General features: G+C 73.8%; 15 protein-coding genes. 5 read left to right on the top strand and 10 right to left on the bottom strand.

What is annotated here, in order from left to right; translation table 11 throughout:
* Positions 1 to 12: 12 nt before the first annotated feature.
* The 4 genes from EFE23_RS02775 to EFE23_RS02760 all read right to left on the bottom strand — a co-directional run bounded on the left by EFE23_RS02775 (position 13) and on the right by EFE23_RS02760 (position 2,830).
* Positions 13 to 726: a dienelactone hydrolase family protein gene (locus EFE23_RS02775; protein ID WP_123239286.1), complete on the bottom strand. Its 714-nt coding sequence runs from the start codon at positions 724 to 726 to the stop codon at positions 13 to 15.
* Between the two features lie 189 nt (positions 727 to 915).
* Positions 916 to 1,383, bottom strand: coding sequence for an LppU/SCO3897 family protein (locus EFE23_RS29675; RefSeq protein WP_123239285.1), 468 nt, complete (start codon positions 1,381 to 1,383; stop codon positions 916 to 918).
* 131 nt (positions 1,384 to 1,514) lie between these two features.
* Positions 1,515 to 2,501 carry an HAAS signaling domain-containing protein gene (locus tag EFE23_RS02765; protein ID WP_123239284.1) on the bottom strand — a complete coding sequence of 329 codons (987 nt, stop codon included), beginning with the start codon at positions 2,499 to 2,501 and terminating at the stop codon, positions 1,515 to 1,517.
* On the bottom strand, positions 2,498 to 2,830 hold the full coding sequence (locus EFE23_RS02760; protein WP_123239283.1) for a PadR family transcriptional regulator: 333 nt from the start codon (positions 2,828 to 2,830) through the stop codon (positions 2,498 to 2,500). The genes EFE23_RS02765 and EFE23_RS02760 overlap by 4 nt, the downstream gene beginning before the upstream one ends.
* An 83-nt stretch (positions 2,831 to 2,913) precedes the next feature.
* Here EFE23_RS02760 and EFE23_RS02755 point away from each other — a divergent pair, with 83 nt between their 5' ends.
* Together EFE23_RS02755 and EFE23_RS02750 are read left to right on the top strand one after the other, a co-directional pair.
* A complete protein-coding gene (locus EFE23_RS02755; protein ID WP_123239282.1) occupies positions 2,914 to 3,543 on the top strand; it encodes a LysE family translocator in 630 nt (209 codons plus the stop codon).
* Between the two features lie 75 nt (positions 3,544 to 3,618).
* Positions 3,619 to 4,260 carry a hypothetical protein gene (locus EFE23_RS02750; RefSeq protein WP_123239281.1) on the top strand — a complete coding sequence of 214 codons (642 nt, stop codon included), beginning with the start codon at positions 3,619 to 3,621 and terminating at the stop codon, positions 4,258 to 4,260.
* A gap of 42 nt (positions 4,261 to 4,302) precedes the next feature.
* Here the strand turns inward: EFE23_RS02750 and EFE23_RS02745 are convergent, their stop codons facing one another.
* The 5 genes from EFE23_RS02745 to eno all read right to left on the bottom strand — a co-directional run bounded on the left by EFE23_RS02745 (position 4,303) and on the right by eno (position 8,408).
* Positions 4,303 to 5,232, bottom strand: a complete 930-nt coding sequence (locus EFE23_RS02745; protein ID WP_123239280.1) for a Ppx/GppA phosphatase family protein — start codon at positions 5,230 to 5,232, stop codon at positions 4,303 to 4,305.
* Positions 5,233 to 5,358: 126 nt separating this feature from the next.
* Complete coding sequence (locus EFE23_RS02740) at positions 5,359 to 5,871, bottom strand: amino-acid N-acetyltransferase (RefSeq protein WP_123239279.1); 513 nt, start codon at positions 5,869 to 5,871, stop codon at positions 5,359 to 5,361.
* Position 5,872: 1 nt separating this feature from the next.
* Complete coding sequence (locus EFE23_RS02735) at positions 5,873 to 6,430, bottom strand: DUF501 domain-containing protein (RefSeq protein WP_123239278.1); 558 nt, start codon at positions 6,428 to 6,430, stop codon at positions 5,873 to 5,875.
* Between the two features lie 29 nt (positions 6,431 to 6,459).
* Complete coding sequence (locus tag EFE23_RS02730; protein ID WP_123239308.1) at positions 6,460 to 7,095, bottom strand: FtsB family cell division protein; 636 nt, start codon at positions 7,093 to 7,095, stop codon at positions 6,460 to 6,462.
* A 29-nt stretch (positions 7,096 to 7,124) separates the two neighbouring features.
* Positions 7,125 to 8,408 carry a phosphopyruvate hydratase gene (gene eno / locus EFE23_RS02725; protein WP_123239277.1) on the bottom strand — a complete coding sequence of 428 codons (1,284 nt, stop codon included), beginning with the start codon at positions 8,406 to 8,408 and terminating at the stop codon, positions 7,125 to 7,127.
* 211 nt (positions 8,409 to 8,619) lie between these two features.
* Here eno and EFE23_RS02720 point away from each other — a divergent pair, with 211 nt between their 5' ends.
* The 3 genes from EFE23_RS02720 to mgtA all read left to right on the top strand — a co-directional run bounded on the left by EFE23_RS02720 (position 8,620) and on the right by mgtA (position 12,977).
* Positions 8,620 to 9,312 carry a hypothetical protein gene (locus EFE23_RS02720; RefSeq protein ID WP_123239276.1) on the top strand — a complete coding sequence of 231 codons (693 nt, stop codon included), beginning with the start codon at positions 8,620 to 8,622 and terminating at the stop codon, positions 9,310 to 9,312.
* Positions 9,309 to 10,202, top strand: a complete 894-nt coding sequence (gene nudC / locus EFE23_RS02715) for an NAD(+) diphosphatase (protein ID WP_123239275.1) — start codon at positions 9,309 to 9,311, stop codon at positions 10,200 to 10,202. Before EFE23_RS02720 ends, nudC begins: the two co-directional genes overlap by 4 nt.
* Positions 10,203 to 10,367: 165 nt before the next feature.
* Positions 10,368 to 12,977: a magnesium-translocating P-type ATPase gene (mgtA, locus tag EFE23_RS02710; protein ID WP_199736895.1), complete on the top strand. Its 2,610-nt coding sequence runs from the start codon at positions 10,368 to 10,370 to the stop codon at positions 12,975 to 12,977.
* 3 nt (positions 12,978 to 12,980) lie between these two features.
* Here the strand turns inward: mgtA and EFE23_RS02705 are convergent, their stop codons facing one another.
* Complete coding sequence (locus EFE23_RS02705; protein ID WP_123239273.1) at positions 12,981 to 14,600, bottom strand: DUF885 domain-containing protein; 1,620 nt, start codon at positions 14,598 to 14,600, stop codon at positions 12,981 to 12,983.
* Positions 14,601 to 14,652: the final 52 nt, after the last annotated feature.

Raw genomic sequence — 14,652 nt, 5'->3', positions numbered from 1 at the left:
GGGGTACGCGGCTCAGCCAAGCCTGGCCCGGAAGAGTTCCAGCGTGCGGGCCCAGGCGGTGGCGGCGGCCCGCTGGTCGAAGTGCTCCGGCCGGTCCTCGTTGAAGAACGCGTGCGCGGTGCCCGGGTAGTCGTAGGTCTGGCAACTGCCGCCGGCGGCCTCGATGGCCCGGCGGACGCTCTGCACCCCGTCGGCGGCGGAGAGTCCGTCCGCTTCGGAGCAGTGGATGAGGGCGGCCTTGCCGGCGTAGCCGGCCCAGCCGGCGCCGCCCGCGTTGTCTGCCGCGCCAGCGGCCATGCCCTCCCAGGGCAGCCGCGGGTAGAAGCCGGCGGTGGCGACGATCCGGTCGGAGAACGTGCCCGACCACAGGGCCAGGCTCGCGCCGGCGCAGAACCCCGCGCAGCCGACCTTGCCGGCGACCTCGGGGCGGCCGGCCAGGTATTCGGCGGCGGCGGCGATGTCGGTCGCGGCCTCGTCCATCTGGGTGCTGTTCAGTATCTGCCGGGGCTCATCCGGCTTGCTGGCCGGGCCGCCGTGCCGGAAGTCCGGCGCGAGGGCGACGAAGCCGGCCTCGGCGAACCGGTCCACGACCGCCCGTACGTGGGGCACCAGACCCCACCAGTCCTGGATGACGATGGCCGCCGGGCTGGCCGCACCGCCGGAGGGTATCGCGAGATACCCCTCGCTCGTCCCCCCGTTGCCGGTGAAGCTCACCATCTCGCCCATTGACCCGTCCTCCTAGCGGTCAGTCATCGTTGGCTGGTCGCCCAGTTGGGTGTTACGTGCGGGTAGCCTGCCACGCCGGTCACGGCCCGGGGAAGACGCGCGACGAGTGGCGTTCACCTCCCGTTCGCCGCGTCGGGCACGGCGACGGCGCGGACCGGAGGCCCGCGCCGTCGCCGTCCGTCGGGAAGGTCAGCTCTTCTTGGTCAGGCAGAGCAGGTAGAACTTGCCTCCGCTCCGCTCGCCGCCGGAGAAGACGTAGCCGTCCTCCCCCTCCTTGAAGTACTGCTCGCAGGCGTCGCCGGACCGTGCCTGCGCCTCGGTCTGGTGGTCGACCCGACCGACCACCGTGTACGCCGCCTCGGTCGAGGTGCACTCGACGACCTTGGCGCTGTCGACGTCCTTCTCCTGCCCCTCGGCCACCTCGGGCAGCTGGGCGATGCACTCGCCGACCTTGGCCTGGACGGCGTCGTCACGCTGCTCCCAGAGGTGCAGCGCGCCCTTCGCCGCGCCGACGGCCACGACGGCGAGGAGGAGACCGACGACGCCGAGCACCTTCCGCCCCTTGGACTTGCCGGGCTGCGCCGGCGGCTGCTCGACCACGGCCGGGTCGGTCTGGCCGGGCTGCGCGGCGGGGGACGGTGCTACCTGCTCTGACACGGGTGTTCCTTCCGAGGGGGAATGAGGCAGACGACACCGTAACGATCTCGTCCGCGCCACTCCCTCCTCCGTTCAGCCAGTTCCCAGCTTCCACCGCCAGCAGCGGCTTTCCGGATCGCCCGGCGGCCGGATCAGCGGGTCGGCGCCGGGGTCGGCGTGGTGGTCCCGGCGCTGTCCGTCGGGCCCGGAACGGCTGTCGCGCTGCCGGTCGGTGCCGGCGTGGTGGGCGACGTGCTCCCGGTCGGCGCGGGCGGTGGCGTGGACGGCGACGGCGGCGCGAACGGCGCCTGCTCGGGGCAGTACGGGTAGACGTTGCGCGGCGGCGGCACGACCCCGCTCCCGTCGACGCAGGTGGGCCAGCCGAGCCGGATCGGTACGCCGTTCTGGTCGAAGAGCCGGGCGTTGCGGACCAGCCGACCCTGCTCGTCGTAGACGAAGACGTCCTGGATCGAGTCGTACCGGTTGCCAACCGGAACGCCCTCGTAGCCGCGGAAGTAGTCGGAGCTGGCGTGCTGGTCCACGTTGACCAGTGCCGCGAAGGCGAAGAGCAGCAGGGCTCCCGTGCCGAGGCGGAGCAGCCGGCGCGGCCAGCCCCGGAAACCGGCGGACCGCCGGCCCAGCCAGAGCGAGGCGAGGACCGCGCCGGCGAGCAGAAACAGGCCGGCCAGCACGCTGCCGTCGAGCCGGGGCAGCAGCCCCGACGGCTCACCGAACAGGGCGGACAGCAGCAGGGCGGCCAGCCAGCCGCGCAGCAGCCACCAGGCCGGACGCAGCGGGCGCAGGAACACGCTCACCGAGGGTTGTCCGAGGAGGGGCCCCAACTGGACGTCGAGGCGTTCCAGCTGGACGGCGGCGCGCGCCCGTCCGGCGGTCAGCCGTCGGTTGAGCGAGGTTCGGCCCGGGTTGCCCTCCGCGCCGGCCGCGGCCCGCAGCTCGGCCGCGTACGCCTCGGGCTCGCCGAGCCGGTCGACCAGCGTGCCGTCGGTCTCGGCGGCCACCTCGGCGAGGTGCTCCGGCAGGTCCTCGGTCAACTCGTCGCGGACGGCGGGTGGCAGGTCGGCCAGGGCCGCCCGCACCCGGTCGACGTAGTCCACGATCTCCTGCCCAGTGACGGTCATGCCGCCATCCCCCGATCGTCGAGCAGTGTGTCCATGGTGGTGGCGAAGGAGCGCCAGGTCTTGCCGGAGCGGGCGAGCTGGTCCCGGCCGGCCGCGTTGAGCGCGTAGTACTTGCGGTGCGGGCCGGATTCGCTCGGCACCACGTACGTCGTCAGCAGGCCGGCGGCGAAGAGCCGGCGCAGGGTGCCGTAGACCGAGGCGTCGCCGACCTCCTCCATGCCGGCCTCGCGCAGCCGGCGGAGGATGTCGTAGCCGTAGCCGTCCTCCTCGCGGAGCACGGCCAGCACGGCCAGATCGAGCACGCCCTTGAGGAGCTGTGTCGTATCCACGCTCCGCACAGTAGTCTGTATTGCAGAGTACCGTCAACGAAATGGTAGCTGTCCCCGCTCCGGCGGGTCGTAGGGTCGGAGGCATGACGTGGAGCAGCTACGCCTCGTTCCTGGTCTTCGCCATGGTGCTGATCCTGATCCCGGGGGCCGACTTCGCCGTGGTCACCCGCAACACCCTCGCCAGCGGCCGACGCCGCGGTCGGTGGAGCGCGATCGGCGTGACCGCGTCCAACGCGGTGCAGGGTGTCGCCGCCGCGGCCGGCCTCGGCGCGCTGATCGTCCGCTCACAGCCGCTGTTCGAGACGATCCGCTGGGCCGGCGTCGCGTACCTGGCGTACCTCGGGGTGCAGGCCTGGCGGTCCGCCTGGCGCGGGGACTACCCACCCCTGGCCGGCGACGCCACCGCCGCCCCGGGCCAGGCGCTGACCGGCTTCCGGCAGGGCTTCCTGTCCAACATCACCAACCCCAAGGTGCTGGCCTTCTACCTGGCGGTACTGCCACAGTTCGTCGGCGACCGGGCGCCGCTCGGGGTGCTCCTGGCGTACGCGCTCAGCCACGCGGTGCTCGGGCTGGCGTACCTGCTGGTGCTGGTCGGGGCGCTGAACCGGGCCCGCGAACTGCTCTCCCGGCGGCGGGTACGGCGCTGGCTGGACGGGCTGACCGGCGTGGCCCTGCTCGGCTTCGGCGCCCGGCTCGCCGCCGAACGCGCCTGAGTCGCGGCCCGCCCGCTACTTAAGTTTCGCTTATGGCCCCTGCTGGTCGAGGCCGAAGATCGGTACCTTGCCCGAATGCGACACATCGGAACGGTGATCGCCGCGGCGGTGGTGGGCCCGCTGGCCTGGCTTCTCTTCGCCCTTGGTCAGGACCGGTCGGCGCAGGCGTTCACGCACGCACAACAAGGCACGGCGGACGGCGGTGACTTCGTCCGGCCCGCGCTGGTGCTGGCGGCCGCCGGGCTCCTGTTGGGGCTCATCGCCACGCTGCGGCTCTCCCCGCTGGGCGCGGCACTGACCGGCCTCGTCTACTCGGTCAGCTACCTGGGCATGCTGATCAGTCCGTCCGCCACGATGGGACTGTTCGACCGCAAACTGGCCCTGGACGGCCACCAGGTCGACCTGGCCGCCCCGCTGCGGACCGGGACGGCCCTGCTGGTCGGCTCGCTGCTGCTCGTCGGGGTGGTCAGCGTCCGCCGCTGGCAGCGGTGGCCGCAGCCCGCGAACGACGACCCCACGGCGCTGCCGCCGGACGAGATCATCCCGCCCCCAACGCGACGGGACGACCGCCCGCTGGGCGCGCACGGTCTCGGCCTGGGCACGCCCGAGCCGGAACTGGTCACGACCGGTGGTTCGGACTGGGCCGGCACGCAGCCGGACAGCGCCGCCGACCGGTTCGCGCGGTTGTCGGAGTGGCCACGCCGGCAGTCCAGATGAGCCCGCGCCTCGCGGTGTCACGGCGAAGCGGAGGATCCGGCCTCAGGCCAGGGACCAGGCGATGCCGTCGAGGATGTCGTGCTCGGAGGCGACCACCGAGGACATCCCGGCGCGCTCCATGATCACCCGGAGCACCAGCGCGCCCGCGCCGATCACGTCGGCCCGGCCGGGGTGCATCACCGGGATGGCCAGCCGCTGCTCCCGGGTCTTCGCCAGCAGGTCGGCGGTGACCTCGGCGACCTGCTCGTACGACACCCGGGCGTGGTGGATGCGCGCCGGGTCGTACTCCCGCAGGCCCCGGGCGATGGCGACCACGGTGGTGACCGACCCGGCGAGCCCGACCAGGGTGGCGGCCGCCCGGCCCGGCACCGCCTCCAGCGCGCGGTCCACCGCGACGGCGATGTCGGCCTGCCCAGCGGCGATCTCGTCGAGGCTCGGCGGGTCGCCGTGCAGGTGGCGCTCGGTCATCCGGACACAGCCGATATCCATCGAGATGGCCGCCTGGACGCCGGCCTCGCGGGTGCCGACCACGAACTCGGTCGAGCCGCCGCCGATGTCGACCACCAGGTAGGGCGGGTCGGCGTCGGCGGGCAGCCCGCGGACCGCGCCGGTGAAGGAGAGCCGGGCCTCCTCGTCGCCGGTCACCACCTCCGGTGCCACGCCGAGGGTCTGCTCGACCATCGCCCGGAAGTCCGCGGCGTTCGACGCGTCACGGGAGGCCGAGGTGGCGCACATCCGTACCCGCTCGGCGCCCAGCTTCTCGATCTCCGCCGCGTACCCGGCGAGCGCGACCCGGGTGCGCTCGATCGCCTCGGGCGCGAGCCGGCCGGTCCGGTCGACGCCCTGGCCGAGCCGGACGATCTCCATCCGGCGGCTCAGGTCCGCCAGCGGCGCCTGCGGCCCGGTGGACGGATCGGGCAGGTCGGCGACCAGCAGTCGGATCGAGTTGGTGCCGCAGTCGATGGCGGCCACGCGCGTCGTCACGGCTGCCACCCTACGACAGCCGGCTGCGGCAGACCGCAGTCACCGCGCGGCGGGCCGGCGGTCCGACGAGGAGCGACAGGCCGACGCCGGCGCGGGACCCCAGGTGACGGTGGGTCAGAGCCGCAGCAGCATCCGGGTGTTGCCGAGCGTGTTCGGCTTGACCCGTTCCAGGTCGAGGAACTCGGCCACGCCCTCGTCGTACGAGCGCAGCAGCTGCTCGTAGACCGGCTGCGGCACCGGCGCGCCGTCGATCTCCCGGAAGCCGAACGACGCGAAGAAGCGGGTCTCGAAGGTCAGCACGAAGATCCGGGCCACGCCCAGCTCGCGGGCCACGTCGATCAGCTCCCCGACGATCCGGTGCCCGAGCTTGCGGCCCCGGCACGCGGGGTCCACCGCGACCGTGCGGATCTCGGCCAGGTCCTCCCACATCACGTGCAGCGCGCCGCAACCGACCACCGTGTCGTCCGGGGTGACCGCCACCCGGAACTCCTGCACGTCCTCGTAGAGGGTGACGGTGGCCTTGCTGAGCAGCCGCCGGTCGTCGGTGTAGGTGTCGACCAGCCGCCGGATGCCCCGGACGTCCGAGGTGCGGGCCCGGCGGACGGTGATCTCGTCGGCGGCGGTCATCTCACTCCGCCGCCGGGACGTCCACGCATGGGCCGGCGGCCCACCACTTCTCCACCAACGCGAGGGTCTCGTCGCCGAACGGGTTGACCCCGGGCCCGGCGGCGAGCGCGTGCCCGAGGTGGACGTGCAGGCACTTGACCCGCCCGGGCATACCCCCGGCCGAGATGCCGGCGATCTCCGGCACCTCGCCGATCGCCTCGCGACGGGCCAGGTAGTCCTCGTGCGCGGCGCGGTAGCGGGCGGCCAGCTCCGGGTCCTCGGCGAGCCGCTCGGCCATCTCCTTCATCAGGCCGGCCGACTCCAGCCGGCTGCACGCGGCCGTGGCCCGGGGGCAGGTCAGGTAGAACAGCGTCGGGAAGGGCGTGCCGTCGGCCAGCCGGGGCGTCGTCTCCACCACGTCGGGCAGGCCGCACGGGCAGCGGTGGGCCACCGCCCGGGTGCCGCGCGGCGGGCGGCCGAGCTGCGCGGCCACCGCGGCCAGGTCGGCCTCCGTGGCCGGTTGCCGTTCCGGCGGGGGTACGGAATCCGCCGCCGGGTCCTGCGGTGGTGCGACGCTCACGGTGTCGGTGCCTGTCTCTCGTCCGGTGCTCACTTGTCGGGGCGCTCGGCGTTGGCCGCCTGCACGCTCGACCACAGGGTGTCGTACCAGGGGTCGGGCGGCTTCGGCGGCCCCGCCTTCGCGCCCTTGCCGGCGTCCTTCGCGGCCCCGTCCGGGTCGGAGAGCACCACCAGCGGGGTCTCTCCCCTCCGCACCATGAAGAACCGCTCGCGAGCCTGCGTCTCGATGTACGCCGGGTCCTGCCACTTGGCCGCCTCGGCCGAGAGGTCCTCGATCCGCTGGCGCTGGTCGGCCTGGGAGGCCTCCATCCGCGCGATGTCCGCCTGCTGGTCGAGATAGACCCGGACCGGATAGGTGTACGCCAGGGCGAGCGCGATCAGCACCGCGAAGAGCACGGTGGCGCGCCCGGTGAAGCGCCGGGGTTGGGGTGCGGTGAGCCGCTTGACCATGCCACCGGCGGCGGTACGCCGGGCCGCCGCCGGGCGGCTCCCGGAGCGTACGCCGTCGGTGGTGCGGGCCGTGCCCGGTGACCGCCCGGCGGCCCGCGGCTCGGCGCGGACCCCGCCCTCCCGGGCTGACGGCCGGGCCCGCGTCCCCGCCGGCCGGCCGGCCTGACCCGGCCGTCGGGCGGGACGCTGACCACCCGGTGTGCGGCGCTGCTGCATCGTCACACCCCTCCCCCGGAGCTCGTGGCTCAGGCCGAACGGTAGCGCGGGAACGCGCCGGCACCGGCGTACCGCGCCGCGTCGGCCAGCTCCTCCTCGATGCGCAGGAGCTGGTTGTACTTGGCGACCCGGTCGGAGCGGGCCGGCGCGCCGGTCTTGATCTGGCCGCAGCCGGTGGCGACCGCCAGGTCGGCGATGGTGGTGTCCTCGGTCTCGCCGGAACGGTGGCTCATCATGCACCTGAAGCCCGCCCGGTGGGCCAGGTCCACCGCGTCCAGGGTCTCGGTGAGCGAGCCGATCTGGTTGACCTTCACCAGCACCGCGTTGGCGGCCTTCTCGGTGATGCCCCGGGCGATGCGCTGCGGGTTGGTGACGAAGAGGTCGTCGCCGACGATCTGGATCCGGTCGCCGAGCGCGGCGGTGAGGGTGGCCCAGCCGCTCCAGTCGTCCTCGGAGAGCGGGTCCTCGATGGAGACGATCGGGTAGTCGCCGACGAGCTTGGTGTAGTAGTTGCTCATCTCCTCGGCGGTCTTCGCGCTGCCCTCGAAGGTGTAGCTGCCGTTGTCGAAGAACTCGGTGGCGGCGACGTCGAGGGCGAAGACGATGTCGGTGCCGAGCCGGTAGCCGGCCTTCTCCACCGCCTCGGCGATCAGGTCCAGCGCGGCGGCGTTGGTGGGCAGGTTCGGCGCGAAGCCGCCCTCGTCACCGAGACCGGTCGACAGGTCCTTCTTCTTCAGCACCGACTTCAGCGCGTGGTAGACCTCGGCGCCGGAGCGGAGCGCGTCCCGGAAGGTGGGCGCGCCGATCGGCGCGATCATGAACTCCTGGATGTCGACGTTCGAGTCGGCGTGCGCGCCACCGTTGAGGATGTTCATCATCGGGACCGGCAGCAGGTGCGCGTTCGGGCCGCCCAGGTAACGGAAGAGGCTCAGCTCGGCGCTGCCCGCGGCGGCCTTCGCCACGGCCAGCGAGACGCCCAGGATGGCGTTGGCGCCCAGCTCGCCCTTGTTGTCCGAGCCGTCGATGTCGATCATCTTCTGGTCGATCAGCCGCTGCTCGCTGGCCTCGTAGCCGATGAGCTGGTCGACGATCTTGTCCTCGATGTTGGCGACGGCCTTCTCGACACCCTTGCCCAGGTAGCGGTCCTTGTCACCGTCGCGCAGCTCGACCGCCTCGAAGGCGCCGGTGGAGGCGCCGGACGGCACCGCGGCGCGGGCGATCGTGCCGTCGTCGAGCCCGACCTCGACCTCGACCGTCGGGTTGCCCCGCGAGTCCAGGATCTCCCGGGCGACGATTCCCTCGATGGTTGCCACTGAGTCGCTCCTCGTTTGTGTGTTCCGGTCCGGTATGGGCCGCGACGGTGCGGCTGAGGCAGGTGTTGAACGCAGCGTATCGGTCGGCGCTTGAGCGCACGTCGCTCGGGGCGCACCGGGCCCGCCCGGAGACACGGACATTCCCGGATTCTCGGGCCTCAACCGGCAACGGGTTTGCGAGAGGTTGCCCGGATCGACAAGGCTGGGCTCCATGCCCGCCGCCTCGACGACTCTCCGCGTGCTCGCCGCCTCGGTCATCACGTCGCTCTCGGTCACCGGCTGTCAGGCCATGGACGACGCCGGGGTGGCGCTGGGGCGGGCCGATCTGGTCAACGACCTGGCCTCCCGGATGGACCGGTCGCTGGAGCAGACCTGGGCCGCTGACTACCAGCTCGCCGGCGGGCGGAGCGCCTCGATCGCGCAGACCACGGAGCCGCTGCAGTCGTCGTACACCTGGCCGGACGGCAAGATCACGGTGACCCAGCAGGCGGTGACCCGGTGCGGGACGACCAGCGGGCGCACCTCCTGCACGGTGTCGCCGCCGGTGCTGACCGCCGGCAAGCCCTCCGTGATCGTCTACACCGAGGCCCGCAAGCACGGACTGGTCACCCCGCCCGCGGTGATCCGGCTGCTCACCGACGCCGCGTTCGACCCCGAGGCGGAGATCGAGCAGAGCGACACCACCCTGGCCGGGCACCACGCCACCTGCGTCGACGTCACCCGGGCGGGGGGACGCTTCACCGCCTGCGTCACGAACGAGGGGGTGCTGGGCAGCTTCACCGGCACCCTCGACGGCAAGCCCGCCGAGCTCACCCTGACCGGCTACACCGACACGGTCCAGGCGACCGCGTTCGACGTGCCGCCCGGGGCCGGCGTGGTCGACCGCCGCACGGCCACCTCGTGACGACCGGCCTCACCGGCGACACATCCGGCGGTACCGGGCCGGGGCGGGGCGCCGCCGACGGCCGGAGCGGCTTCGTGCCGGGCGCCGACCGGAGCCGACCGCCCGCGCCGGGCGACCTGGCCCTGCCGGTGGCCGGCCGCAAGCTGCTGACCGGCCCGGAGGGCGGCCTGCCACGGATCGCGGACCTGCCGGCCGACCTCGACTGGGTGCCGGTCGGCACGCTGGACGGGACCCCCGCCTGGGCCGCCGAGGTGGCCGACCCCGGGACGCTGGCCGGTCACTGGCGCGGCTGGCGGAGCCTCGCCACCGAACTACCGGCGCCGCAGGCCGACCTGGCCGGACGGGCGCTCGCCGTGCTCACCTGGCGGCGTACGCACCGATGGTGCGGGGCGTGCCGGACGGAACTCGCCGACGTGCCGGGCGAGACCGCCCGGCGCTGTCCCGACTGCGGGCTCACCGTTTTCGTGCCGCTCTCCGTCGCGGTGCTGGTGGCGATCACCCGCCCCGGCCGGGCGGGCCGCCCCGACGAGCTGCTGCTGGTCCGGCACGCGTACGGGCCGACCGGGCTGTGGGCGCTCGTCGCCGGGTTCGTCGAGGCCGGCGAGTCGCTGGAGGCGGCTGCCCACCGGGAGGTGGGCGAGGAGGTCGGGCTCACCATCGGGCGACCCCGCTACGTGGACAGCCAGCCGTGGGCGATGTCCGGTCCGGGGACCCTGCTGGCCGGCTTCACCGCCACCGTCACCGAGCCCGACGCCGAGCCGGTGGTCGACCCGAGGGAGCTGACGGAGGCGCGCTGGTTCCCGGTGGACGCGCTGCCGGCGGAGCTGCCGCCGGCGTACTCCATCTCGCGCTGGCTGATCGACCTGGTCGCCGCCGGCACGCCCCGCTGAACCCGCGCGGACCTGCCGCGCCCGAGCCGGCACCCTCCTGCCTTCGACGACGGGCCGGACGGCCCTGACCCCGACCCGCCCGTGCGGCGGATGCTGGCCCGGGCGGTCGAGCCCGGGTGTGCAATGGGTGAGGGGGCCCGTGCGGTGGGTCGGACGACGGGAACGGTGGCGGTGGGTACGGCCGAGGCGCGGCGGGACGAGGGCTGGCTGCCGGTGACCGAGGCGGCGACCCTTCCGGTCGACCGGGTGCACGCGGCCCTCAGGACCGGCCCGGCCGGGCTGGCCCCGGAGGAGGTGCTGCGGCGCCGGTCGAGGCTGGGCGCGAACGCGGTCCGCACCCACCGGGTCTCCGCCGTCGCGGTGCTGGTCCGGCAGTTCCGCTCGGCCCTGCTGGGGCTGCTGCTGGTCGCCGCCACCGTCTCCTACTTCGTCGGGGAACGCACCGACGCGCTGGTCATCGCCGTGATCCTGACGATCAGCGTGGGGTTCGGCTTCGTCAACGAGTACCGGGCGGAACGGGCCGGGGCGGCGCTGCACGAGCGGATCCGGCACACCGTGCCGGTGACCCGGGCCGGCCGCATTGAGGTGGTCGACGTGGTCGACCTGGTCCCCGGCGACGTCGTGCGGATCGAGCTGGGCACGGTGGTCCCGGCGGACCTGCGGATCACCGAGACGCACCGGCTGGAGTGCGACGAGTCGGTGCTCACCGGCGAGTCGGTGGCGGTGGCCAAGGATCCGGCCCCGGTGCCGGCCGGCACCGCCCTGGACGACCTGGCCTCCTGCGCGCTGATGGGCACCGTGGTCCGGGCCGGCTCCGGGCTGGGCGTGGTGGTCGCGACGGCCGGGCACACCGCGTTCGGCCGGATCGCGGCCGGCCTCGGCGGCCGGCAGGGCGAGACGGAGTTCCAGCGCGGGCTGCGCCGGTTCTCGCTGATGCTGGCCCGGGTGGCGGGCGTGCTGACCGCCGTGATTTTCGTGATCAACCTGGTGCTGCACCGGCCGGTGATCGACGCCGTGCTGTTCAGCCTGGCCATCGCCGTGGGTATCACCCCGCAACTGCTCCCCGCGATCGTCACCGCCAGCCTGGCGGCGGGCACCCGTACCCTTGCCCGGCGCCGGGTGCTGGTGAAGCGGCTGGTCTGCGTGGAGGACCTGGGCAACGTCGAGGTGCTCTTCACCGACAAGACCGGCACCCTCACCGACGGGCGGCTCAGCCTCACCGAGACCCTCGGCCCGGACGGGCGGCCCGACGCGCACGTGCTGCTGGCCGGGCTGCTCGCCAACGAGGCCACCACCGGCGGCGACGGCAACCCGATGGACCAGGCGCTCTGGGCGGCGTCGGGCGCGGCGGCCCAGCCGGTGGCCGCGTACCGGCGGGTGGGGCTGCTCCCCTTCGACCACCAGCGCCGCCGGGTGAGCGTGCTGGTTGACGGGCCGGACGGGCGGATGCTGGTGACCAAGGGCGCCGCCGAGGAGGTGATGGCGCTGTGCCGGGACGTACCGGAGGCGGCGCGGCGTGCCCTCGACGAGCGGCTGGCCGGCGGTGGCCGGGTGGTCGCGGTGGCCGCCCGGCCCGCACCCGGACTGACCGGCATCGGCCCGGACGACGAGCGGGACCTCACCTTCGGCGGCCTGCTGGTCTTCCTGGACCCGCCGAAGCCGGACGCCCGGGCGGCGCTGGACCGGCTGGCCACGCTGGGGATCAGCGTCAAGGTGATCACCGGTGACCACCCGGCCGTCGCGGTCCGGGTCTGCGCGCAGCTCGGCCTGCCGGTGGCCGGGGTGCTGACCGGCGCCGAGCTGGCCGGGATCGACGACGCGGCGCTGCCGGCGGCGATCGAGTCCACCACCGTCTTCGCGCGGGTCTCCCCGGAGGACAAGGCCCGGCTCGTCCACGCCCAGCGGGCCGCCGGCCGGGACGTGGCGTTCCTCGGCGACGGGGTGAACGACGCGCTGGCCCTGCACGCCGCCGACATCGGCATCTCGGTGGCCGGCGGCACCGACGTGGCCAAGGACGCGGCCGACGTGCTGCTGCTGGAGAAGGACCTCGACGTGCTCGCCGACGGGGTCACCGAGGGCCGGCGGATCTTCGCCAACACCATCAAGTACGTGCTGATGGGCACGTCCAGCAACTTCGGCAACATGTTCAGCGCCGCCGGGGCGTCGGCGTTCCTGTCGTTCCTGCCGATGTTGCCGTCACAGATCCTGCTGAACAACCTGATCTACGACCTGAGCCAGGTCGCCATCCCCACCGACCGGGTGGACGCCGATCAGCTCGCCCGGCCGGCGCACTGGGACCTGCGGGAGATCCGCCGGTTCATGCTGACCTTCGGGCCGCTCTCCTCGCTCTTCGACTTCCTCACCTTCGCGCTGCTGCTCAGCGTGCTGCACGCCGGGCCGGTCGAGTTCCGCAGCGGCTGGTTCGTGGAGTCGCTGGCGACCCAGACGCTCGTGGTGTTCGCCATCCGTACGCACACCAGCCCGTTCTGGCGCAGCCGACCCAGCCGGGCCCTGCTGCTCGCCGCGCTGGGCGCGGTCGCGGTGGCCTGGCTGATCCCGTACCTGCCGGTGGCCGGGCCGCTCGGCTTCCGCCCACTGCCGGCCGTCTTCCTGCCGGTGCTGGTGGGGCTCGTCGCGGCGTACCTGGCGTTGGTGGAGGTGACGAAGCGGACCCTGTTCGCCTCCTCCGACCTGCTGCGCCCCCGGCGCCGCGAACCGGCGGCGGTGCACCGTCGGCGCACCCACCGCCGGGCCGCGCGATTCAGCAGCCGCTAGCCGTCAGAGCCCCAGCAGCGTCCGCAGGTGGCGGGGCGGCGGGCAGTCGTGCGCCAGCATCGCGTCGTGCCAGTCGCGTACCGACACCCCGTCGGGGCGGGCGCGGGCGATGTCGGCCACCTCGCTGTAGCCGACGAAGTAGGTGGAGAGCTGGGTGGAGGTGAGCAGCGCCCGCCGCCACTTGCCGGCCGCCTCGCCCTCCTCCTGGAAGCCCCGCCCGGTCATCAGCGCCATCGCCTCGGCCTCGGGCAGGTCGTCGCAGTGCACGAGCTGGTCGAGCAGGGCGTTGATGGTCATCCGGAGCTGCATCTTGAGCTGCTGGAGCCGGACCGGCAGCCCGCCGAAGCCGTGCCGGACCATCAGCTCCTCGGTGTAGACGGCCCAGCCCTCGATGAACACGCCCGACTCGGTGAGCGGCCGGACCCGGGTCGGGCCGGCGTACCGGCGGGCGTGGGCGAGCTGGAGGAAGTGCCCGGGCATCGCCTCGTGCACGGTCAGGTTCCGGATCATGTGGTCGTTGTACTCGCGGTAGAACGACTCGACCCGGTGCGCCGGCCAGTCCGCCGGGGTGGGCGCGATGCAGTAGAAGGTCGGTACGGCGGCGGTCTCCAGCGGGCCCGGCGAGTCGCAGTACGCCACCGCCACGCCCCGGGCGAACTCCGGCATCTCCTGAATCACGCACGGGTCGTCGACCAGGCTGACCAGGTCGTGCAGCCGGACGAAGTCGCTCGCCTCGTCGAGCGTGACCGAGGCGAGGTCCACGATGGTGGCGTCGTCCGGGTGCTCGGCGGCGAGCAGGTCCAGCGCCCGGCGTACCGTCTCGTCGTCGGCCGGGCCGCCGACCAGCTCGACGGCCGCCTCGCGGATCTCGGCGGTGACCCGGTCCAGGTTGTCCCAGGCCCGGCGCTGGACCTCGGCGGCGCTCAGCTCGGTGTCGAGGGTGTGCCAGAGCCGCGCCTCCCAGCGCCGCCGGCCCAGTCGGGGGTCGCGCCCGGGGCCGGCGTCGGCGGCGAGCCCCATCCGCAGCCACGCCACGAACTCCTCCAGCGCCGCGATCGCCGCGGTGGCCGCCGGCTCCACCCGGTCGTGCATCGCCGGCGCTTCGGCGAGCAGCCCCGGCACCTCGTCCCGGATCAGCGCGGCGGTGCCGGTGAACTGCCCGACCGCCGTCTCGGCGTGGATCCGGGGCATGTCCCGCAGGGTGGCGCGGGCGGTGGCCAGGGCGTCCGGTACGGCGGCGAGCCGGCCGGCCAGGCTCTCGAGGCGCACCTCGGCGGGGGCGAACGGGCGGGCCAGCAGGGCGTGCAGCAGCGGGCCGGGGTTGTGCCGCAGCGGGTCCCACTCGTGCGTGCGGATCTCGGTGGCCTCGAACAGCCCTCGGTCGACCAGGCTGGTCAACAGCGCGTGGTCGACCCGTTCGTCGAGGTCGAGCGAGTCCGGGTCGATCTCGGCGAGCGCGTCGGCCGCGTCCTTCAGCATCGACTGGTCGGCGGCGAGGCCGTCGGCGGAGAGGTCGGGCAGCCGGTCGTCGTACCGGTGGTCCCCGGCGGACGTGGCCAGCCCCGGCCGGCTCTCCAGCAACGCCTCCACAATCCGCTCCGCGAGCGGCCCAAACGCTTCCATGCGCAAGACCCTACCGATCACCACCCCCGCCGGCCGCCCGATTATTGATCAT

Source organism: Micromonospora solifontis (genome assembly GCF_003725545.1).
In the GTDB taxonomy this organism is placed as follows: domain Bacteria; phylum Actinomycetota; class Actinomycetes; order Mycobacteriales; family Micromonosporaceae; genus Micromonospora; species Micromonospora solifontis.
This window is presented reverse-complemented; position numbering and strand designations above follow the sequence as displayed.